Raw genomic sequence first — 19,598 nt, 5'->3', positions numbered from 1 at the left:
ATGCCCGCGACGACGATGGCGCAGGCGCTGAACGCCGCGCTGCGGGACGCGCTGGCCGAGGACGAGCGGGTGCTGGTCTTCGGCGAGGACGTGGGGCCGCTCGGCGGGGTCTTCCGCATCACCGACGGGCTGACCCGGGACTTCGGCGAGGACCGCTGCTTCGACACCCCGCTGGCCGAGTCGGGGATCGTCGGCCTGGCCGTGGGCATGGCGATGGGCGGCTTCCGGCCCGTGGTGGAGATGCAGTTCGACGCCTTCGCCTACCCGGCCTTCGAGCAGATCGCCTCGCACGTGGCCAAGTTCCGCAACCGCACCCGCGGCCGCCTGTCGCTGCCGATGGTGATCCGCATCCCCTACGCGGGGGGCATCGGCGGCGTCGAGCACCACTGCGACTCCAGCGAGGCCTACTACGCCCACACGCCGGGCCTCAAGGTCGTCACGCCCGCCACCGCCGACGACGCGTACTGGCTGCTGCGCGACGCCGTCGCCGACCCGGACCCGGTCGTCTTCATGGAGCCGAAGCGGCTCTACTGGGCCAAGGGCGACGTCACCCGCGAGAACCGGCGCGCCCCCGGGTTCGGCCGGGCCGTGGTGCGCCGCGAGGGGCGGGACGCGACGCTGGTCGCCTACGGGCCGAGCGTCCCGGTGGCGCTGGAGGCCGCCGAGGCCGCCGCGCGGGAGGGACGCGACCTGGAGGTGGTGGACCTGCGCACCATCGTCCCGTTCGACGACGGGACCGTCGCCGCCTCGGTCCGCAAGACGGGCCGGTGCGTGGTCGTCCAGGAGGCCCAGGGCTTCGCGGGCGTGGGCGCGGAGATCGCGGCCCGCGTGCAGGAGCGCTGCTTCCACTCGCTGGCCGCGCCGGTGCTGCGGGTCTCCGGGTTCGACATCCCCTACCCGCCGCCGAAGCTGGAGCACTCGCACCTGCCGGACGCCGACCGCGTCCTGGACGCCGTCGACCGGCTCCAGTTCGACGACGTCCCCGACGTCCTGCACCTGGACAGGGAGGCCTCGTGACCGCCGCCACCCGGCAGGTGTTCCGCCTGCCCGACCTCGGCGAGGGCCTCACCGAGGCCGAGATCGTCGAATGGAAGGTCGCCGCGGGCGACACCGTCGAGGTCGACCAGGTCGTGGTGGAGGTCGAGACCGCCAAGGCGGCGGTGGAGGTCCCCGTCCCCTTCGCGGGGACCGTGCTGAGGCTGGCCGCGGAGGCGGGCGCGATCCTCGCGGTCGGCGAGCCGCTGATCGAGGTCGGTCCCGCCGGCGGCGCCGGGACGGAACCCGCCGCGGACGTGCGTGCCGTCCCGGACGCGCACCCGGACGCCGCCCGCTACCGCGAGGAGGAGCAGGCCGGGTCCGGCAACGTGCTGATCGGCTACGGCACCGGGCACGGGCCGGGGCGGCGCGGACGCCGCCGCGCGGGCGGCCCGAAGGCCCCGGCGGCGGCCCCCGCTCCGGTGACCCCCGCTCCCGTGGCCCCCGCTCCGGCGCCCCGCCGCGCGGACGCCCCCCGCGTGATCTCCCCGCTCGTCCGCAGGATCGCGCGCGAGCACGGCCTCGACCTCGGCGCCGTCGCCCCCACCGGGCCGCGCGGCGTGATCCTGCGCCGCGACGTCGAGGAGGCCATCGCCGCCGCCGGCACTCCCGCCGAGACGGCCGCCGAGGCTCCGGCGCCCGCCGCCCGTCCCCTGCCCGAGCGGATTCCGCTGCGCGGGCTCCGCCGCGCCGTGGCCGACAAGCTCACCCGCAGCCGCACCGAGATCCCCGACGCGACGACCTGGGTGGACGCCGACGCCACCGCCCTGGTCGAGGCCAAGGACGCGCTGCGCCGGTCCCGCCCCGAGCTCGGCATCGGGCTGCTGGCCCTGCTGGCCCGCATCTGCGTGGCCGCTCTGCGGGAGTTCCCCGAGCTGAACTCCTCGGTCGACGCCGACCGGCAGGAGATCGTCCGGTACGGGCACGTCAACCTCGGCTTCGCCGCGCAGACCGACCGCGGCCTCGTGGTGCCGGTCGTACGGGACGCGCACCTGATGACGACCGCGCAGCTCGCCGCGGAGCTGGCCAGGCTCACCGGCCTGGCCCGCTCGGGCGGGCTGCCGCCCGAGTCCCTGACGGGCGGCACGTTCACCCTCAACAACTACGGCGTGTTCGGCGTGGACGGCTCCACCCCGATCATCAACCACCCCGAGGCGGCGCTGCTCGGCGTGGGCCGGATCATCGACCGCCCCTGGGTGGTGGACGGCGCGGTCGTGCCGCGCAAGATGACCCAGCTCTCGCTGACGTTCGACCACCGCGTCTGCGACGGCGGCGCGGCGGGCGGGTTCCTGCGGTTCGCGGCCGACTGCGTGGAGAACCCCGCCGTCCTGCTCACGAACCTGTGACGTCCGGCGGCGGGCGCCGGTAGGCGAAGCCGCCCCCGGCACCGTGGCCGGCGGCGGCGGTCAGGTCGCGCACCAGGTGGTGGTCGGGCGAGAGCGAGCAGGCGGGGTCGGTGCGGGCGGCGTCCCCGGTGAGGGCGTGCGCCTGGCAGCGGCAGCCGCCGAAGTCGGTGTCGCGGCGGGGGCACTCCCGGCACGGGCCGGTCATCCAGCCGGTCCCCCGGTAGGCGTTGAAGGCGGGCGAGTCCGCCCAGATCCATGCCAGCGGGTGGTCGCGGACGTTCGGCGCCTCCAGGTCCGGAAGCGCGTACGCGGCCGGGCACGGCAGCGCGGAGCCGTCCGGGCCGACCGTGAGGGAGCGCGCGCCCCATCCGCCCATGCAGGGCTTCGGGACGCCCTCGTAGTAGTCCGGCACCACCCAGACGATCTCGGGGCCGGGCCGTCCCCGGCGCTCGGCGACGACGGCCTTCGCCCGGTCCAGCTGGTCGCGCGAGGGCAGCAGCGCCGCGCGGTTGCGCAGCGCCCAGCCGTAGAACTGGGCGTTGGCCAGCTCGATCCGGTCGGCGCCCCAGGCCGCGGCGAGGTCGAGGATCTCCGGGAGGCGGTCGAGGTTGTGCCGGTGCAGGACGACGTTCAGCCCGAACGGGAGCCCGGAGGCGGCGACGACCCCGGCGGCGCGTTCCTTGGCCCGGAAGGACGTCCGCCCGGCGATGAGCTCGGACGGCTCCGGGCGCGCGTCCTGGACGGACAGCTGCACGCCGTCCAGCCCGGCGCGGACCAGGCCGTCCAGCCGTCGCGCGGTCAGGCCGAGGCCGCTCGTGACGAGCTGGGTGTGGACGCCCGCGCGGTGCGCGGCCCGGGTGATCTCCGGGAGGTCGCGGCGCAGCAGCGGCTCGCCGCCGGACAGGTGCGCCTGGACGACCCCGAGAGCCGCCGCCTCGGTGAGGACGCGGGCCCAGTCGCCGGTGCCGAGCTCGGCGTCCCGCCGGACGAGGCCGAGGGGGTTGGAACAGTAGGGGCAGTGCAGCGGGCAGGCGTGGGTGAGCTCGGCGAGCAGGGCCCACGGGGCGGGTGCACCGGTCATCGCAGCCATCCTTCCGCCCGCACGCGGTCGAGGAACTCGGGGACGTCGTCGTCGAGCGGCGCGTCCGGGAAGCTCTCGCCGAGCGCGGCAACGATGTCGCCGACCGTCCTCGCGCCGTCGCAGAGCCGCAGGACGCGGCCGCCGGTCGCGCTGAGCAGCACCGCCCGCTCGGGCATGAGCAGCAGGTCGGCGCCGCGGACCGCGTCGTGCCTGAGGACGACGGAGCGCGCGAGGGCCGGCCGCCACTCCCCCTCCGCCCGGTCAGCCGGCATCGGAGGGCTCCGCGGCGGCGGACGCGTGCTCGACGGCGTCCAGCAGCGACCAGAGGACGTCGCACTTGAAGGCGAGCGCGGCCAGCGCCGTCTCCTCGTCCTCGGGGGTGCGCGCCCACTCCCGGACGAGGGCGAGCGCCTCGGCGGAGTCGCGCCGCCCCTGCGGCACCCGCACGCGGAAGTAGCGCAGCCCCTCGGGCTCGACCCACGGGTAGTGGCGCTCGAAGGCGCCGATCCTGGTCGCCATCAGCTCGGGCGCGAACAGCTCGGTCAGCGAGGACGCGACGGCCTCCAGGCGCGAGCCGTCGCGGCAGAAGCCCACGTAGGCGTCGACCGCGAACCGGACGCCCGGCAGGACGCCCTCGCCGGACAGGAGCACCCGCCGGTCCAGCCCGACGGCCTCCCCGAGGCGCAGCCACCGCTCGGCGCCGCCGTCCTCGCCGGGGCGGCCGTCATGGTCGTGGATGCGGCGGATCCAGCTCCGCCGCAGGTCTCCGGTGCCGAGCTTGGCGAGGACGTACGCGTCCTTCACCGGGATGCGGCGCTGGTAGTGGAACCGGTTGAGCACCCAGCGGCGCAGCTCGTCCGGGGAGAGCAGGCCCTCGTGCATGCGGACGTTGAACGGGTGCCGGTGGTGGTAGCGCTCGGCGGCGAGCGCGCGGAGCCGGTCTTCGAGGTTCACAGTTCGATCACCGCGCCCTCCGCGGCGACCTCGATGCCGAGGGCGGCCAGCGCGCGGTGCCCGTCCGCGTTCGGGTCGACCAGCGGGTTGGTGTTGTTCAGGTGGGTGTAGAGGCGGCGCGCGGCGGGCAGCTCGGCGAACGGGCCGCGCGTGGCGGTGATGGGCAGGTGCCCCATCTCCGTCGCGGTCCGGTCGCGGACGCCGGAGCGCCGGGGCTCCTCGTCGTCCCAGAAGGTGCCGTCGAGGATCACGCAGCCGGCCCCGCTCAGCGCGGCGTCGAGTGCGGGGGGCCAGGCGGCCAGGCAGGGCGCGTAGACGACGGTCCCGCCGTCCCGTCCGTCGGTGATCCGCAGTGCCGCCGACCACGCGTCGCTGGGGGCGTCGAGGCCGGCGGCGTAGCGGGGCCGCTTCCCCGAGACGCGGACGGCCCGCACCTCCAGCGCGCCGAAGACGGCGGGCTCCTCCTCCCCGAGCTCCGCCCACGTCAGGTTCGCGTAGGGGGCGAGGACGGCGTCGAGCCGGAGGCCGCCGGAGAGGGCGTGCCGGACCGCGCCCGTGGCGAGGACGTGCAGGTCCGGCGCCTCCCGCAGCAGGGGGAGCCCGAGGACGTGGTCGAGCTCGGCGTCGGTGAGGGCCACGCCCGCCACCGGGCTGCGCCGCGACCCCGGCTCCGGGCGCAGCTCGGCGACGGCCCCGATCTGCTCGGCGACGTCGGGCGTCGCGTTGACCAGGAGCCACCGCCCGCCGCCCGCCTCGACCGCGACGCAGGCGTGCCGGCGGCGCAGGGCGGGACGGGCGCGGGCGGCGGCGCACCCGGTGCATCCGCAGTTCCATTGGGGAACGCCGCCGCCCGCCGCGGTGCCGAGAATCCGCAACCGCATATGAGCCGTTCTCAGCTTTCGGCGGTGAAATACGCCGTGACCTCCAGCGAGGTCTCGATGATCTCGTAGTCGGGCCTGACCCAGCGGGTCTCCCGGTCCTGGGAGCCGGTCATGGCCTCTCCTTTCGCTCGGTGACGAACCGTCCGAGGCGATCACCCGAGGGCCATTGAAGCACAATTTCCCGACTTTCTACAGAAAGCCAGTTAGACCCGCATGACCCTCCATAACACGGCAGATCTTCATGTTTTCCGGCGGACCATGAATGCCATTCACCTATTCCCGCGATGGCCGGTTCGGCGGTCAAAGTCCCCGGACGGCGGCGACGGTGAAGGGGATCTCCGGGGTGCCCTCGCCGAGCGGGCCGCCCTTGTCGAACTGCGAGCGGACGACGTAGAGGGTCCCGTGGCGGCGGACGAGCGTCGTCGGCACCTGGAGGGACGGGTCCGCCAGCGTGCGCTCAAGGCGGGCCCGCGTCCCGTCGGGCGCCACGCGCCAGCGCGTGAGGACGTTGTCGACGTTGTTCGCCGTCCAGAGGCGCCCCTCCTGGAGTTCGAGGCCGTCGGCGTTGCGCATGTCGCCGCCGCTGAGCGCGACCTTGCGGATGGCGCCGGTCGCGAGGTCGAGCCGGTAGAGGTCGCCGCCGAGCATGTCGTCGGTCAGCAGGAACCGCCCGGTGGGGTCGGCCACGATCCCGTTCAGGGTGAAGTCGGCCGGCTCGTGCGGTTCGAGGACGTCGCTCAGGTCGAAGCGCGGCGAGAGCGTCCCCGTCCCGCCGCGGGCGGCGTCCAGATCCCGCGGCGTGACCTCGTAGACGACGGCGCGGGAACTGTCCGTCAGGTAGACGGCGCCGTCGGGGGCGACGGCGAGGTCGTTGACGAACCGGGCGCCGTCGCCGGGAACGACGAAGCGCGCCAGGAGGGCGCGGCTCCGGGCGTCGTAGACCGCGACGCCGGACGAGGAGTCGGTCACCCACAGCCGTCCGGCCCGGTCGGTCTTCAGGCCGTTGGCGGTGCGGCGGCCGTCGGCGCCCGCGGGCAGGAACACCTCGGCCGTCCGGTGGCCCGGACGCATGCGGTAGACCGTGCCGTCCTTCCAGGACCCGGCGTACATCGTCCCGGTGCGCGGGTCCGCGGCGATGCCCTCCGGGTACACGCGGTCGCCCGGCAGGACGTAGGCCGCGGAGATCCGCGACGCGGCCGCGGACGCGGGCGCCGCGGAGACGGCGAGGGAGGCGGCGGCGAGGCCCGCCACGGCCGCCGCGGTGGAGCGCTGGATGCGCGACATGACTCTCCATTCGAGATGCATCATTAGTACGCACACATACGATAGTTAGAACTCTAATGCTCGTCAACGGTCTTCTCTTCAGGGGCTCGGTACCATGCGGGAATGACCTCGTTGCCCGTCTCGGAGCGGCTCGGCTCGCACCTCAAGCGCGCCGAGCAGGCGCTCAACGGCGCCAAGCAGGCGGCGCTGAAGCCGAGCGGGCTCACGAGCCCGCAGTACGCCGCCCTGCTGCACCTCGCCGACAACCCGGGCATGTCGGCCGCCGCGCTGGCCCGCAAGTGCGCCGTCACCCCGCCGACGATGAACACCGTCCTGAAGAACCTCCAGGAGCGGGGGCTGATCGAGCGCACCCCGCACGAGTGGCACCGCAACATCCTGGAGACGCGGCTCACCGCCGAGGGCACGGCCGTCCTGGAGGACGCCGACGCCCGCGCCGTCAAGGTCGAGCGCGGGCTCGCCGCCGAGTTCACCGACGCCGAGCGGCAGGCGCTCATCGACCTGCTCGGCCGGTGCGTCGGCTTCCTGGAAGCCGCCCGGTCCGCGCCCGGCGGCTGAGACACTCCCTACGGAACGGGACGAACGCCGCGAGCACCGGAGGAGCCATGGGCGACGGGGTCCAGCACGACAGGTCGGGCCAGCTCAAGCAGATCGAGAGCGGGCTGCTGCCCGGCGAGCAGATCATCGCCGTCTACGACGCGATCGGCGCCGGCACCGGGTTCATCGGGCTCACCGACCGCCGGGTCATCGTCCAGGACCGCAGCTTCGCCGGCAAGAAGTACGCCATCACCAGCGTGCCCTACTCCCGCATCACCTCGGTGAGCGTGGTCAGCAACAAGTCGTGGGCCGGGTCCTACTTCTCCACCGGCTCGATCGCGATCAACGTCGGGACCCACACCTACGAGGTCGAGTTCCGCGGCGCCGACAAGAGCCACCACGTGCACAACGTGATCCTGCAGTACATCTCCGCCTGACCGGCGCCCGGAGCCTCCGGCGCGTCAGACGACGACCGCGGCGGTGGAGCCGGCGCGGTCCTTGGTGACGCGGAGCTGGGCCGGGATGCGGGCCCGCAGCTCGGCGACGTGGCTGACGATGCCGACCGCGCGGCCGCCGTCGCGCAGGCCGTCCAGGACGTCCATCACCTCGTCGAGGGTCTCCTCGTCGAGCGTGCCGAACCCCTCGTCGACGAACAGGGTGCCGATCTCGGTGCCGCCCGCCTCGGCGGTGACGACGTCGGCGAGGCCCAGGGCCAGCGCCAGCGAGCTGATGAACGACTCGCCCCCCGACAGGGTGACCGGGTCGCGCGTCAGGCCCGTCCAGGAGTCGGCGACGCGCAGGCCGAGGCCCCCGGCGCCCTTGGTGCGGTCGCCCGCCGCCTTCTCCGTGGTGTGGACGAGGGCGTAGCGCCCCCCGGACATGCGGTGCAGCCGCTCGTTCGCGGCGGCGACGACCTGTTCGAGGCGGGCGGCCAGCACGTACGCCGACAGCGACATGGCGTGCCGGTTCGCGGCGTGCTTGCCCGAGGCGAGCCCCGCCACGCGCTCGGCGACCTCGTGCCGGGCGGCGGCGGGGCGCCACGCGCCGACGGCGGCGGCGAGGTCCATGCGCAGCTCGGCCAGCCGCTCGCAGCGGTGCCGCGCGCGGTCGGCGGCGTTCGCGGCCCCGGTGTGCGCCGCGTCCGCCGCGGCCACCGCCGCCTCCAGGGCGGGCAGGTCGGGCGCGGGCGCGGCGGCGGCCGCGACCAGCTCCGGATCGCCGAGCAGGGCGCGGACCTCCGCCTCCTCGTCGTCGAGCCTGCGGATCCGGTCGCGCAGGACGCCCTGCTCCTCGTCCGGCAGCGCGGCTTCGAGGACCTCCTCCGGCGTCCGGAACCCCTGCTCCTCGGCCTCCTGCGCCGCCTTGGCGCGGGCGGCGGCCAGCTCCTCGCCGGCGCGCGCGGACGCGCGCGCCGCCTCGACCGCCGCGGCGATCCGGTCGGCCTCCCCGGCGAGCCTGGCGATGCGGGCCTCCAGCGTCGGGTCGCCGCCGCGCGCCTCGTCGAGCTCGGCGGACAGGCGGGCCCGCTCGGCGGCCAGCTCCCGGTCGTGGGTGCGGTTCTCGGTGAGGGCGCGGCCGGTCTCCTCCTGCGCGGAGCGGACCCGGTCGAGCTCACGCTCGTCCCGGTGCAGCGCCGCCTCCAGCCGCTCGGCCTCCGCGGCGCGGGCCTCCGCGGCCGCCAGCGCCGCGTCCGCCTCGGCGAGCTCGGCGGCGAGGGCGTCGGGGTCGGCCTCTCCGGCGATCTCCCGCAGCTCGTCGCGCGCGGTGCGCAGCTCCCCGGCCGCCGTCGCGGCGCGCTCGCGGGCGTCCTGGGCCTCGTCGGCCTCGGCCTGCGCCCGCTCCACCTGCTCCTCGGTCGGGATCAGGGCGAGCGAGGTGACCGGGTCCGGGTGCTCGGTGGAGCCGCAGACCCGGCAGGGCTCGCCGTCGGCCAGCTCCTCGGCGAGGACGGCGGCCATGCCGTCCAGCCGCGCCTGCCGGAGGTCGAGGACGCGCTGCCGGGCGTCCTGGGCGGCGTCGACCGCCGTCCGGTACGCGGCCTCCGCCTCGGCGAGCCGGTGCTCCACCTCGTCGCGGCGCCGCGCCGCGTCGAGGCGGCGCCCGGCGTCGCGGACGGCGGCGGCGGCGCCGGAGCGTCCGGCGGCGGCGATCCTGGCCTCGTCCAGCTCGGCGCGGCGCTCCTCGACGCGCGCGGGCAGATCGGCGAGCGCGGCGCGGTTCCGCGCGTCCTCCGGCTCCAGCCGCCGCAGCTCCGCGGCCAGCGCCTCCCGCTCGCGGTCGACCTGCCGGAGCCGGGCGGCGGCGGCCCTGCGGCCCTCCAGCGCCGCGACCTCGTCGCGGCGGTCGCGCTCGGCCTTGGCGAGGACGTCCTGCGGCGCCCGCGGCGGGAGCAGCGCGGCGGCCCCGGACCGGGACTCCTCGGCCCAGCGGCGGGCGCGGCTCGCCTCCTCGTACCGGGCCTGGACGTCCCTGACCAGCGGGACGACCCGGTCGGCGCGGGCGGCGGCGTCGAGCCGCGAAGCCAGCCCCGACTTCTCCTCGGCGCGCCCGGCCAGCGCGTCGCGCCTGGCGAGCGCCTCGGCGTGGCGGCGCCGCCGGTCGGCGAGCGCCCGCGCCTCCTCCAGCTCCTCGCGCGCGGCGCGCAGCGTCGCCGCCACGCCCGCCCGCAGCTCCTCGACGACGGCGCGGACGTCCTCCTGGCCGCCCGCCAGCTCGGCGGCCCACGCGGTCAGCGCCTCCACCTCGGCGAACGGCTCCACGGCGGGCTCTCCGCGGCGCGGCGCCGGGACGGCCGGGCGCGACTCGCGCGGCGGCGCGGCGCCCGTCGTCTCGCAGATCCGATCGGAGATCGAGACGGCCCGCGCGCCGAGCTCGGCGGCCTCCCGGCCGGTGGCGGCGCGGCGCTCGGCGAGCCACTTCTCGACCTGCGCGAACACCTCGGCGGCGAACAGCCGCTCCAGCACCTTGCGGCGCTCGTCGGCGCCGGCGCGCAGGAACCCGGCGAACTCCCCCTGCGGCAGCATCGCCACCTGGCAGAACTGGACGGCGGTCATGCCGAGCATCCGCGTCACGAGGTCGCCCGCCTCGTCCAGGCGGGTGGTGAGGCCCACCCAGCCGCCGTGCTCGAACTCCTCGACGACGACCTTGGCGTGCTCGGTCGTCGTCCCGGACCCGCGCAGCTTCGGCCGCTCCCAGGCGGGCGAGCGCGAGACGCGCAGCCGGCGGCCCCGGATGGTCGTCTCCAGCACCACGCGCGGCCCGGCGCCGGGGGGCGCGTGGTCGCTGCGCAGGCCCTTCACCGCGTTGCGGACGCCGGGCACCTGCCCGTAGAGCGCGAAGCAGACCGCGTCGAGGACGCTCGTCTTGCCCGCGCCCGTCCGGCCCTGGATGAGGAACAGGCCGGCGTCGGACAGCGCGTCGAAGTCGATGACCTCCGTGCCCGAGAAGGGCCCGAAAGCCGCGATCTCCAGGCGGTGCAGCCTCACGCCGTGGCCTCCTTCTGGCGGCAGGCCTCGAAGGCCTCGTAAAGCAGGGCGCGTTCGGCCTCGGTCGCGGGCCCGTCGGTGACCTCGGCGACGAAGTCGCCCGCGATGTCGAGGGCGGAGCGCTCGCGGACGCGCTCGGACCAGGTGCGGCCGCCGTCCGCGCCGCCGCCCTGCGGGTCGAAGCCGAGCACGAGCGTGTGCGGGAAGCGGCGGCGCAGCCGCTCCATCGCCGCGGACGGGCGGCGCGCGTCGGTGAGCGTGACCTGGAGCCAGCGGTCCTCGACCTCGTCGTAGGACGGGTCGGACAGCAGGTCGTCGATGCGGCCGCGGACCCGGGCCAGGCGCCGCGGGACGGGGGCCTCCACGAACTCCGCAGCGACGCCGCCGGGGCGCAGGTCGATCAGCCACGAGCCCTTGACGTGCCGCTCCTCGGAGAAGGAGTACGCCAGCGGCGAGCCCGAGTAGCGGACGCGGTCGCCGATGCTCCAGGCGCCGTGCAGGTGGCCGAGCGCCGCGTAGTCGACGCCGTCGAACACCGACGCCGACACCTGCGAGGAGCCGCCGACCGAGATGTCGCGCTCGCTCTCGCTGGACTCGCCGCCGGTGACGAACGCGTGCGCGAGCACGACCGACAGCCGGTCGTGGCGGGCGGCGTCGTCGCGGACGCGGCGCATGGCCTCGGTGAGCGCGGCGGCGTGGCTGCGCTCCTCCAGCTCCCACGGGTGGCGGACGAGCTCGGGCTCCAGGTAGGGGACGCCGTAGATCGCGGCGTCGCCCACGACGACGGGCTCCCCCACGGTCGCGAAGTCGGTGCGGACGTGCACGCCGGCGGCGTCCATCAGCGCCGACCCGAACCCGAGGCGGCGCGCGGAGTCGTGGTTGCCCGCGATGAGCACCACCCGGGTGAGGGCGGCGAGCCGCTCCAGGGCCTCGTTGCACAGCCGGACGGCGTCCACCGCGGGCAGGGCGCGGTCGTAGACGTCCCCGGAGACCAGCACGCACTCGACCCGCTCCGCCGCGACGGTCTCGACCAGGTGGTCGACGAACGCCGCCTGCGCGGCCAGCAGGTCCTCGCGGTGGAACGATCTGCCGAGATGCCAGTCGGAGGTGTGCAGGATTCGCATGTCGCAGCAACCATAGGCACCCCCTCCGACACATCCGGCGCAGAAACGCCGAGTCGCCTCAAACGATCTGCGCCGGCGATGCGATCAAGGACGCGGCGCTCCCGTAGGGTGGCGGCGTGAGCGAGCGTCCCTACGTGCTGCTGAGCTGCGCGATGTCCGCCGACGGCTACATCGACGACGCGACTCCCGAGCGGCTCCGGCTGTCCAGCACGGCGGACTGGGACCGGGTCGACGCGGTGCGCGCCGGCTGCGACGCGATCCTCGTCGGCGCGGGCACCGTCCGGGCCGACGACCCGAGGCTGCTCGTGCGGTCGGCGGCGCGGCGGGAGCAGCGGGTCGCGCGCGGGCTGCCGCCCGACCTCACCAAGGTGACGCTGACCTGGAGCGGCGACCTGGACCCCGGCGCGCGGTTCTTCACCACGGGCGAGTCCCCGAAGCTCGTGTACGCCCCGACCGGCACGGCGGCCGGGCTGGCGGACCGGCTGGCCGGCCGCGCCGACGTCGTGGACGCCGGCGACCCGCTCGCGCTGGACGCGGTGCTCGGCGACCTCGCCGCCCGGGGCGTCCGGCGGCTGATGGTCGAGGGCGGCGGCGGGATCCACACGCTGTTCCTCACCGCCGACGCGGTGGACGAGCTGCAGCTCGTGGTCGCGCCGTTCTTCGTCGGCGACCCGTCGGCGCCGCGCTTCGTGCGGTCCGGGGTGTTCCCGCAGTCGCCCGCGCGCCCCATGCGGCTGCAGGAGGCCACCCGCATCGGCGACCTCGCCCTGCTGCGCTACCTGGTCGGGGGCGCGCGTGGATGACTTCGGCTGGCTGGCCCTGGCCTGCGACCTCGCGGCCCTGTGCCCGCCCTCGCGCACCGCGTTCTCGGTGGGCGCGGTCGTCGTCGGGGCGGACGGGCGGGAGGTCGCGCGCGGCTTCTCCCGGGAGCACGACCCGCACGACCACGCCGAGGAGGCCGCGCTCGCCAGGGCCGGCGGCGATGTGCCGGGCGCGACGGTCTACAGCTCCCTCGAACCGTGCGGGCACCGCGCGTCGCGCCCCCGCACCTGCGCGGAGCTGATCGTCGCCTCGGGCGCCCGCCGCGTCGTGTTCGCCTGGCGCGAGCCGGCCCTGTTCGCCGCGGGCACGGGCGCGGAGGTCCTCGCGGCCGCGGGCGTCGAGGCGGTCGAGCTGCCCGGGCTCGCCGAGCGCGCCCGCCGCCCGAACGCGCACCTGCTCTAGGAGGGGCCGAACCAGACGTCGGCGATCTCGGCCACGGCCCCGGTTCTACCAAATGAGACTCCAGTCTCATTCCTCTTGCCAACGCCCCGGGACGTCATGCGATGCTGTGGCCAAGCAAGCATTCGGTTACCCGCGTCGGCCCTCGGGCAGGGGAGGCACAGCAGCATGCGCGAGCACGATCGGCTGTTCATCGGAGGCGAGTGGGCCGCACCGGCCGGGACCGGCGTGATCGACGTCGTGTCCCCGCACACCGAGGAGGTCATCGGGCGGGTCCCCGAGGGCACCGAGGGCGACATCGACGCCGCCGTCGCGGCGGCCCGGCGCGCCTTCGACGAGGGCCCCTGGCCGCGGATGACCCCCGCAGAGCGCGCGGAGATCGTCGGCCGGCTCTCGGCAATCTACGCCGAGCGGCAGCAGGAGATGGCCGACCTCGTGACCGCCGAGATGGGGTCGCCCATCATGTTCTCGGTGTTCGGGCAGGCGGCCATCCCGCAGATGGTGCTGCAGTACTACGTCGACCTCGCCGCCTCCTACACCTGGGAGGAGGAGCGGCAGGGCATGCTCGGGCCGGTCACGGTCACCCAGGAGCCGGTCGGCGTCGTCGCGGCGATCGTCCCGTGGAACGTCCCGCAGTTCACGCTGATGCTCAAGCTCGCGCCCGCGCTCATCGCCGGCTGCACGGTCGTGGCCAAGCCCTCCCCCGAGACTCCCCTCGACTCCTACCTGCTCGCCGAGTGGATCCGCGAGGCGGGCGTCCCCGAGGGCGTCGTCAACTTCGTCCCGGCCGGGCGCGAGGTCGGCGCCTACCTCGTCGCCCACCCCGACGTCGACAAGGTGTCCTTCACCGGGTCCACCGCCGCCGGACGCAAGATCGGCGCGGTCTGCGGCGAGCAGCTCAAGCGGGTCACCCTCGAACTCGGCGGCAAGTCCGCCGCGATCATCCTGGACGACGCGGACCTGGCCTCCACCGTCGAGGGCTTCAAGCTGGCCTCGCTGATGAACAACGGCGAGGCGTGCGCCGCGCAGACCCGCATCCTGGCGTCCCGCCGCCGCTACGACGAGGTCGCCGACGCGCTCGCGACCATGGTGAGCGGCCTCAACGTGGGCGACCCCGCCGACTACGGCTGCGAGATCGGCCCGCTGGTCGCCAAGCGGCAGCAGGAGCGCGTGGAGAACTACATCCGGATCGGCCAGGACGAGGGCGCCAAGCTGATCACCGGCGGCCTGAACCGCCCGCACGACCGCGGCTGGTACGTCGCGCCCACCGTGTTCGGCGACGTCGGCAACGACATGCGCATCGCCCGCGAGGAGATCTTCGGCCCGGTGCTGGTCCTCATCCCCTACGAGGACGAGGCCGACGCCGTCAGGATCGCCAACGACAGCGACTACGGGCTCGGCGGCTCGGTCTGGACCTCCGACGTCGACCACGGCGTCGAGGTCGCCCGCCGCATCCGCACCGGGAGCTGCGGCGTCAACATGTACACCCTCGACCCGAACACCCCGTTCGGCGGCTACAAGAACAGCGGCCTCGGCCGCGAGCTCGGCCCCGAGGGCCTGCACGCCTACCTGGAGCACAAGTCCATCCCCCACCCCGCCCCCGCGGGCTGACATCCGGGCGTTCCCGCGCGTCTTCGGGACGCGCGGGAACGGCCCGTCAGGCCAGCGGGACGACCCGCCAGCCGTGCCGGGCGCGGCAGGCGCGGACCGCCTCGGCGGACGGCGCGCCCGTCACCAGGAGGCGGACCCCCGCGACGGCGACGCGTCCGTGGTCGAAGGCGATGGCGCGGAGCTTGGCCGGGGTGACGACGGCGGCCGTGGCCCGCTGGCCGAGGATCGCTTCGAGCAGGTCCGCCGCGTCGCGGCCGGGGACGCCCACGAGGGTGGCGCCCCGCATGAGGCACAGGTCCACCAGCCCCATCCGTGTGCGAGCGGAGACGTCCTGGCCGCACAGGACGAGCACGTCGCCGTCCGAGACGCCCAGCGTCCCGGAGAGGCGGTCGAGGTCGGCGAGGCGGTCGGCGTGGGTGATGTCCCGCGGCGGGGACGGGACGCGCAGGGCGGTGTCCCGGAGCGAGCCGGGCGGCCCGCCGCCCGGGGCGGCGCCGGGCTCCAGGAGGCGGCGGAACGGCGTGGCGCCGGGGACGTCTCCGAAGGCGAAGACCTGCCTGACGTACGACCGCTCCACGGCCGCCATCGACAGGTCCGCGGTGTCCTCGCCGGTCAGCAGGAACCGGGCGCCGGACTCGTTCATCAGCGCCGCGAGCCCGTCGGTGCCGCCGCCGGCCGGGAGCAGGACCGGCACGGCCCCGGCAGCGGCGACCGCGTGGACGGCGACGGCCAGTTCACGCACCCCGGAGACGTGCACCGCGCCGGGGTCGCCCTTCCGGACCCCGTGCCGGCGCAGGCCCTCCGCGGCGGCCGGGACGGCCCGCGCGAAGTCCCCGCGCGCGAGCCCGCCCGCCGGGTCGACGAGGGCGGGGCGCTCCCCGCGCCGGGAGGCGGCGGCTCTCTCCGCCGCCTCACCGGCCGCCTCCAGGACCACGTCGGTGATCGTGGCGGGTGCGCACGTCACGGGGCCAGGCCGGCGCGCTCCAGGAGCTCCCGGCGCCTGACCCGGCCTCCGGCCGTGCGGGGGATCTCGTCGACGACGTGCACCGCCGACACCGCCCGGGTCGCCGGCACGCGCCCGTTGACATAGGCGAGCAGGTCGGCCTCGGGCACCGGTTCGGACAGCACGGCGAACGCGTGGGGCGCGAGCCCGAGGTCGTCGTCGGGGGCGGGCGCCACGACGGCGTCCCCCACGGACGGATGGGCGGCCAGCACCGCCTCCGGGTCGCCGGGCGGTTCACGGCGCGCCCCGGAGAGCCGCCCGAGGATGAACGCCCGCCCGTGCTCGTCGGCGAAGGCCGAGTCCCCGGTGGGCAGCCACCGCCCGGGTCCCGCGGCGTCCCGCCCCGCCGGGAGCCGCACGCACATCTCGCCGGGCTGGTAGGACGGCTGCACCGCCCCGGTGCGCGGATCCACGACCCGCCACGCCACGCCCGGCAGGCCCCGCCCGACCGAGTCGAGCGTCCCCTCCTCGGCGGCGCGCAGGTTGAGGTGGGTGAACCCGCCGGCCTCGGCCGGCCCGTACGCCTGCCGCACCGGGCAGCCCAGCCGGGTCGCGGCGGCGCGGGCCCCCTCCGAGGCGAGCGGCCCGCCCGCGACCACGACGGCGCGCAGCACCCGCAGGTCGTAGTGGCAGACGGCGCGCTCGTGAGCGAGGGCCTCCACCAGCTCCGGCGGCAGCACCGCGACGGTCACCCGGTGGTCCCGCAGCGCGCGGAGCAGGTCGTGGCGTCCCGCCCCGGCGTACGCGACGGCGGTGGCGCCGAGCCGCAGCACCGGGTTGAGCACCCCGTTCAGCCCGAGGACGGTGCCGAACGGCAGCGCGCTCAGCACCGTGTCCGCGCCGCCGAACATGGCGGACTCGGCGACCCTCATCAGGGCCGCGACGACCTCCGCGTGCGTCAGGCGCACCGTCCGGGCAGGGCCGCCTTCGCCCTCCGGCGTACAGGCCAGCAGCGCGACGTCGCCCCCGGCGCGGTCGGCCACCGTGTGCGGGGCCGCGCCCGCGGGGGCCGGGGCGGCGAGCAGATCGGCGAGCCGCAGCCGGGCCGTCTCGCCGGTGTGGCCGGTTCCGGCGTCGTCATCGCCGCCGGGAGCGTCGGTGATGACGGAGCGTGCGCCGGCCTCTTCGAGCAGGCGGGACGCGTCCGGGCCGGTGACGGGGAAGGGGACGGCGCCGGCCGCGATCACCGCGTGCAGGGCGACGGCGAGGTCCAGGGGCTCGCGCAGGCGCAGGCCGACCACGTCCCCCGGCATGGTTCCGTCGCGTGCAAGAGCGGAGGCCGCGGTCCCGACCAGGGTGGAGAGTTCCGCGTGGGACAGGGCGCGTCCGGACGACGCGTCCAGCACCGCGGTCCTCCCGGGGTCGGGTGCGGCGCCGAACACCGCGTGGGTCACCGTGACCGCCGGGTAGGCGGGGTCCACGCTTCTGGGGAGCATGGCGCCGACGCTAGGCGGGCGCGCCGGCCCGCGCATGCGCCGAAGTGCGCAACCACCGTCGTATTCGACCGACGCCCGGGAGCGCACGCGATGTGTACACACCCCCGGTCAGGAATCCTCCGCGGGGATGTTGTCCACGGCCCAGGCGGCGATCTGGGCGCGGGAGGAGAAGCCGAGCTTGGTCAGGATGTTGGTGACGTGGCGGGCGACGGTGGCGGGGCTGATGACGAGCTCGTCCGCGACTCCGCGGTTGCTGAGACCGCGGCGGACCAGGCGGGCGATCTCCCGTTCGCGGGCCGTGAGGCTGCTCGGCGGCGTGACCGGTCCGGCGGCGCCCGGCGCGGCGAGGCCCCGCGCCGGCGGCCGAGGCGGCGGGACCGTCCCGGGACCGCGGAGCGCGTAGGTGATCGCGTCGTCGGCGGTCATCGCGCGGCCCTCCCCCCAGTACTGGGCGAGGAGGGGTTCGCCGATCCCGCGGCGGATCGGTTCGAGGACGCGTTCGCGGCGCGCGCCCGTGCCGGGCTCGCGGCCGGTCGCCTCGCGCAGCGCGGACGCCGCGCCGGCGAGCGTCACCGCGCCCCGCTCGTCGCCCTCGCACGCGACCACCTCGGCGAACGCGTCCAGGGCGCGGGCCATGTCCAGCCGGATCCCGCACGAGCGGCTCAGCGCGAGGCTCTCGGCGAGCGACGCGCGGGCCGAGGGCAGGTCTCCCCGGGCCAGCGCGACGCGGCCGAGACCGGCCAGGGCCCGCGCCAGCTCCGGCCGCGCGCCGATCTCGGCGAGGACCGGCAGGACCGCGGCGTAGTGGCCGCGGGCCGAGGCCGGGTCGCCGCGCAGCTCGGCGAGCCTGCCGAGGCCGATCATGGCGTGGGAGGCGCCCCACAGATGGCCGATGTCCCGCATGACGGACGCGGCCGCGCCGAGCCGCTCGCGGGCCTCGCGCAGCCGCGACTCCCGGATCAGCAGGTAGCCGCGGGCCGCGCACGCGTAGGCGCGGGTCCACTCCCGGCCGGGGTCGCGGACGAGGGCGTCGGCCTCGTCCAGGCGGCGGGCGGCGGCGGCGAAGCGGCCGGCGCGGGCGAGGCACTCGGCGCCGGTGATCAGCGCGGTCGCGGTCATGACGTCGTCCCCGGCCTCCCGGCAGGGCCCGAGCGCCTCGTCGGCGCGCCGGGCGGCCTGGACGAAGTCGCGGCCCCCCATGGCGAGCTGGGCGCGGCCGGCGAGCGCCGGGCCGAGGACGCGGGGGCCGACGTCGCGGGCGGCGGACAGGAAGCGGTCGGTCCGGTCTGCCCATTCGGCGACGCGGCCGCGCGCGATCCAGAACGTCCGCAGCGCCGTGCACAGCCGCAGCCCCTCGGCGATGTCGCCGTGGTCGAGCGACCAGGTCAGCGCGGCCCGGACGTTGCCGAGCTCGGTGTCGTACCGGTGGAACAGCGCCACCCGGTCCGTCCAGGGCGCGGGCTCGACGCCGAGCGCGATCGCGCCGTCGCGTTCGGCGTCGGCGAGGACGGCGTCGCGGTGCCGCCCGCGGAACTCCTCCTCCTCGCCGGCGTCCGCGAGCCGCTCCGCCGCGTACTCGCGGATGCTGTCGAGCAGCCGGAACCGGACCTTCCCGCCGGTCTCCCCGGTCACGGTCGCGAGGGACTTGTCGACGAGGGCGGTGAGCGCGTCCAGGACGTCGTCGGCGGGCAGGGCGCCGCCGGACGGCGCGGGATCGGCGCAGACGTGCTCGGCCTGCTCCAGCGTCCAGCCCGCGAAGACCGACAGGCGCCGCAGGAGGACGCGCTCCGGCCCGTCCAGCAGGTCGTGGCTCCAGTCGATCGCGGCGCGCAGGGTCCGCTGCCGGGCGGGGGCGGTGCGGTCACCGGCGCTGAGCAGCCGGAACCGGTCGGCGAGGCGGCGCGCGATCTGCTCGGCCGACAGCACCCGGACCCGGGCGGCGGCGAGCTCCAGCGCCAGCGGCATCCCGTCGAGGGCCCGGGTGACCTCGTGGACGGCCTCCGACACGGCGAACCCGGGCCGCGCCGCGTTGGCGCGCTCCAGGAACAGCCGGACCGCCTCGTCCGGCTCCAGGGGCGGCACCCGCCACACGTTCTCCCCCGCCATCCGCAGCGGCTCCCGGCTGGTGGCGAGGATCCGCAGCCGCGGGCAGCGGGCCAGCAGCCGGCCCGTGAGCTTCGCGCACTCCTCGACGACGTGCTCGCAGTTGTCGAGGACGAGCAGGACAGGCGGCGCGTGCAGCGCGTCGGCGAGCGTCTCGGTGAGCGGACGGCCGTCCTCCTCGGCCACGTCGAGGGCCGCGGCGACGCGCCGCGCGACGGGCTCGGTCGTCCCGTCCGGGCGGACGTCGGCCAGTTCCACGAACCAGACGCCCCCGTCGTGCGCGCCGGCCGCCGGGGACGCGTCGAGGACCGCGTGCGCGACGTGCAGCGCGAGCCGCGTCTTGCCGATCCCGCCCGCCCCGCACAGGGTGACGGCCCGCATGCCCTCCAGCAGCCTGCCGAGGTCGGCGGCGTCGCGTTCGCGGCCGACGAAGGCGTTGGGCTCGGCGGGGAGATTGGTCTTCACGGCTCTGTGAGTGTGGCATCGCGCTGCGTGATCCG

The 19,598-nt window shown here is 76.2% G+C and carries 18 protein-coding genes; 7 read left to right on the top strand and 11 right to left on the bottom strand.

The annotated features are described in order from the left end of the window. Together AB0C87_RS14480 and AB0C87_RS14475 are read left to right on the top strand one after the other, a co-directional pair. Positions 1-1,017, top strand: a complete 1,017-nt coding sequence (locus tag AB0C87_RS14480; RefSeq protein WP_353835211.1) for a transketolase C-terminal domain-containing protein — start codon at positions 1-3, stop codon at positions 1,015-1,017. Beyond that, entirely contained in the window at positions 1,014-2,381 is a 1,368-nt protein-coding gene (locus AB0C87_RS14475; protein ID WP_353835210.1) for a 2-oxo acid dehydrogenase subunit E2, read from the top strand. The genes AB0C87_RS14480 and AB0C87_RS14475 overlap by 4 nt, the downstream gene beginning before the upstream one ends. On the opposite strand, the gene pqqE is transcribed toward AB0C87_RS14475, so the two are convergent. From pqqE to AB0C87_RS14445, 6 genes are all read right to left on the bottom strand, one after another. After that, complete coding sequence (gene pqqE, locus AB0C87_RS14470; RefSeq protein ID WP_345182210.1) at positions 2,368-3,462, bottom strand: pyrroloquinoline quinone biosynthesis protein PqqE; 1,095 nt, start codon at positions 3,460-3,462, stop codon at positions 2,368-2,370. The genes AB0C87_RS14475 and pqqE overlap by 14 nt on opposite strands. Further along, positions 3,459-3,734: a pyrroloquinoline quinone biosynthesis peptide chaperone PqqD gene (gene pqqD / locus AB0C87_RS14465; RefSeq protein WP_345182208.1), complete on the bottom strand. Its 276-nt coding sequence runs from the start codon at positions 3,732-3,734 to the stop codon at positions 3,459-3,461. Before pqqD ends, pqqE begins: the two co-directional genes overlap by 4 nt. After that, entirely contained in the window at positions 3,724-4,416 is a 693-nt protein-coding gene (gene pqqC / locus AB0C87_RS14460; RefSeq protein WP_360577781.1) for a pyrroloquinoline-quinone synthase PqqC, read from the bottom strand. Before pqqC ends, pqqD begins: the two co-directional genes overlap by 11 nt. Beyond that, positions 4,413-5,297 carry an MBL fold metallo-hydrolase gene (locus AB0C87_RS14455; protein WP_360577779.1) on the bottom strand — a complete coding sequence of 295 codons (885 nt, stop codon included), beginning with the start codon at positions 5,295-5,297 and terminating at the stop codon, positions 4,413-4,415. Before AB0C87_RS14455 ends, pqqC begins: the two co-directional genes overlap by 4 nt. A gap of 11 nt (positions 5,298-5,308) precedes the next feature. Further along, complete coding sequence (gene pqqA, locus AB0C87_RS14450; RefSeq protein ID WP_345182202.1) at positions 5,309-5,410, bottom strand: pyrroloquinoline quinone precursor peptide PqqA; 102 nt, start codon at positions 5,408-5,410, stop codon at positions 5,309-5,311. A gap of 187 nt (positions 5,411-5,597) precedes the next feature. Beyond that, positions 5,598-6,581 (bottom strand): SMP-30/gluconolactonase/LRE family protein, encoded by a 984-nt coding sequence (locus AB0C87_RS14445; RefSeq protein ID WP_360356506.1) that lies wholly within the window; start codon positions 6,579-6,581, stop codon positions 5,598-5,600. A gap of 102 nt (positions 6,582-6,683) precedes the next feature. Between AB0C87_RS14445 and AB0C87_RS14440 the strand changes: the two genes are divergently transcribed. Together AB0C87_RS14440 and AB0C87_RS14435 are read left to right on the top strand one after the other, a co-directional pair. Then, the gene (locus tag AB0C87_RS14440; protein WP_345182197.1) at positions 6,684-7,136 is read left to right on the top strand and encodes a MarR family transcriptional regulator; all 453 of its coding nucleotides are present in this window, start codon (positions 6,684-6,686) and stop codon (positions 7,134-7,136) included. A 47-nt stretch (positions 7,137-7,183) separates the two neighbouring features. Then, positions 7,184-7,552 (top strand): PH domain-containing protein, encoded by a 369-nt coding sequence (locus tag AB0C87_RS14435; RefSeq protein WP_345182195.1) that lies wholly within the window; start codon positions 7,184-7,186, stop codon positions 7,550-7,552. Between the two features lie 24 nt (positions 7,553-7,576). Here AB0C87_RS14435 and AB0C87_RS14430 read toward each other — a convergent pair whose 3' ends face one another. Then, positions 7,577-10,600 carry an SMC family ATPase gene (locus AB0C87_RS14430; protein ID WP_360577777.1) on the bottom strand — a complete coding sequence of 1,008 codons (3,024 nt, stop codon included), beginning with the start codon at positions 10,598-10,600 and terminating at the stop codon, positions 7,577-7,579. Beyond that, entirely contained in the window at positions 10,597-11,724 is a 1,128-nt protein-coding gene (locus AB0C87_RS14425; protein WP_353835472.1) for an exonuclease SbcCD subunit D C-terminal domain-containing protein, read from the bottom strand. The genes AB0C87_RS14430 and AB0C87_RS14425 overlap by 4 nt, the downstream gene beginning before the upstream one ends. Positions 11,725-11,840: 116 nt before the next feature. On the opposite strand from AB0C87_RS14425, the gene AB0C87_RS14420 reads away from it, so the two are divergent. From AB0C87_RS14420 to AB0C87_RS14410, 3 genes are all read left to right on the top strand, one after another. Continuing rightward, on the top strand, positions 11,841-12,527 hold the full coding sequence (locus tag AB0C87_RS14420) for a dihydrofolate reductase family protein (protein WP_345187592.1): 687 nt from the start codon (positions 11,841-11,843) through the stop codon (positions 12,525-12,527). Beyond that, the gene (locus AB0C87_RS14415) at positions 12,520-12,948 is read left to right on the top strand and encodes a deaminase (protein ID WP_353835471.1); all 429 of its coding nucleotides are present in this window, start codon (positions 12,520-12,522) and stop codon (positions 12,946-12,948) included. The genes AB0C87_RS14420 and AB0C87_RS14415 overlap by 8 nt, the downstream gene beginning before the upstream one ends. Positions 12,949-13,113: 165 nt before the next feature. Continuing rightward, positions 13,114-14,556 (top strand): aldehyde dehydrogenase family protein, encoded by a 1,443-nt coding sequence (locus tag AB0C87_RS14410; RefSeq protein ID WP_353835470.1) that lies wholly within the window; start codon positions 13,114-13,116, stop codon positions 14,554-14,556. A 46-nt stretch (positions 14,557-14,602) separates the two neighbouring features. Here AB0C87_RS14410 and AB0C87_RS14405 read toward each other — a convergent pair whose 3' ends face one another. The 3 genes from AB0C87_RS14405 to AB0C87_RS14395 form a co-directional block, all read right to left on the bottom strand. Then, on the bottom strand, positions 14,603-15,520 hold the full coding sequence (locus AB0C87_RS14405) for an AMP-binding protein (RefSeq protein WP_360577774.1): 918 nt from the start codon (positions 15,518-15,520) through the stop codon (positions 14,603-14,605). Next, entirely contained in the window at positions 15,517-16,995 is a 1,479-nt protein-coding gene (locus tag AB0C87_RS14400; RefSeq protein ID WP_360577773.1) for an AMP-binding protein, read from the bottom strand. The genes AB0C87_RS14405 and AB0C87_RS14400 overlap by 4 nt, the downstream gene beginning before the upstream one ends. A 108-nt stretch (positions 16,996-17,103) precedes the next feature. Then, entirely contained in the window at positions 17,104-19,563 is a 2,460-nt protein-coding gene (locus tag AB0C87_RS14395) for a LuxR C-terminal-related transcriptional regulator (protein WP_360577772.1), read from the bottom strand. Positions 19,564-19,598 lie beyond the last annotated feature (35 nt).

This window comes from Actinomadura sp. NPDC048021 (assembly GCF_040653135.1).
In the GTDB taxonomy this organism is placed as follows: domain Bacteria; phylum Actinomycetota; class Actinomycetes; order Streptosporangiales; family Streptosporangiaceae; genus Spirillospora; species Spirillospora verrucosospora.
The sequence above is the reverse complement of the archived record's forward strand: the minus strand, read 5'-3'. Positions and strand labels throughout refer to the sequence as shown.

Excerpts from the sequence above, each read along its gene's own strand:
- AB0C87_RS14480 (WP_353835211.1), top strand. The coding sequence starts at position 1 with ATGCCCGCGACGACGATGGCGCAGGCGCTGAACGCCGCGCTGCGGGAC.
- pqqE (WP_345182210.1), bottom strand. The coding sequence starts at position 3,462 with ATGACCGGTGCACCCGCCCCGTGGGCCCTGCTCGCCGAGCTCACCCAC.
- pqqD (WP_345182208.1), bottom strand. The coding sequence starts at position 3,734 with ATGCCGGCTGACCGGGCGGAGGGGGAGTGGCGGCCGGCCCTCGCGCGC.
- AB0C87_RS14455 (WP_360577779.1), bottom strand. The coding sequence starts at position 5,297 with ATGCGGTTGCGGATTCTCGGCACCGCGGCGGGCGGCGGCGTTCCCCAA.
- pqqA (WP_345182202.1), bottom strand. The coding sequence starts at position 5,410 with ATGACCGGCTCCCAGGACCGGGAGACCCGCTGGGTCAGGCCCGACTAC.
- AB0C87_RS14445 (WP_360356506.1), bottom strand. The coding sequence starts at position 6,581 with ATGTCGCGCATCCAGCGCTCCACCGCGGCGGCCGTGGCGGGCCTCGCC.
- AB0C87_RS14440 (WP_345182197.1), top strand. The coding sequence starts at position 6,684 with ATGACCTCGTTGCCCGTCTCGGAGCGGCTCGGCTCGCACCTCAAGCGC.
- AB0C87_RS14435 (WP_345182195.1), top strand. The coding sequence starts at position 7,184 with ATGGGCGACGGGGTCCAGCACGACAGGTCGGGCCAGCTCAAGCAGATC.
- AB0C87_RS14425 (WP_353835472.1), bottom strand. The coding sequence starts at position 11,724 with ATGCGAATCCTGCACACCTCCGACTGGCATCTCGGCAGATCGTTCCAC.
- AB0C87_RS14410 (WP_353835470.1), top strand. The coding sequence starts at position 13,114 with ATGCGCGAGCACGATCGGCTGTTCATCGGAGGCGAGTGGGCCGCACCG.
- AB0C87_RS14400 (WP_360577773.1), bottom strand. The coding sequence starts at position 16,995 with ATGCTCCCCAGAAGCGTGGACCCCGCCTACCCGGCGGTCACGGTGACC.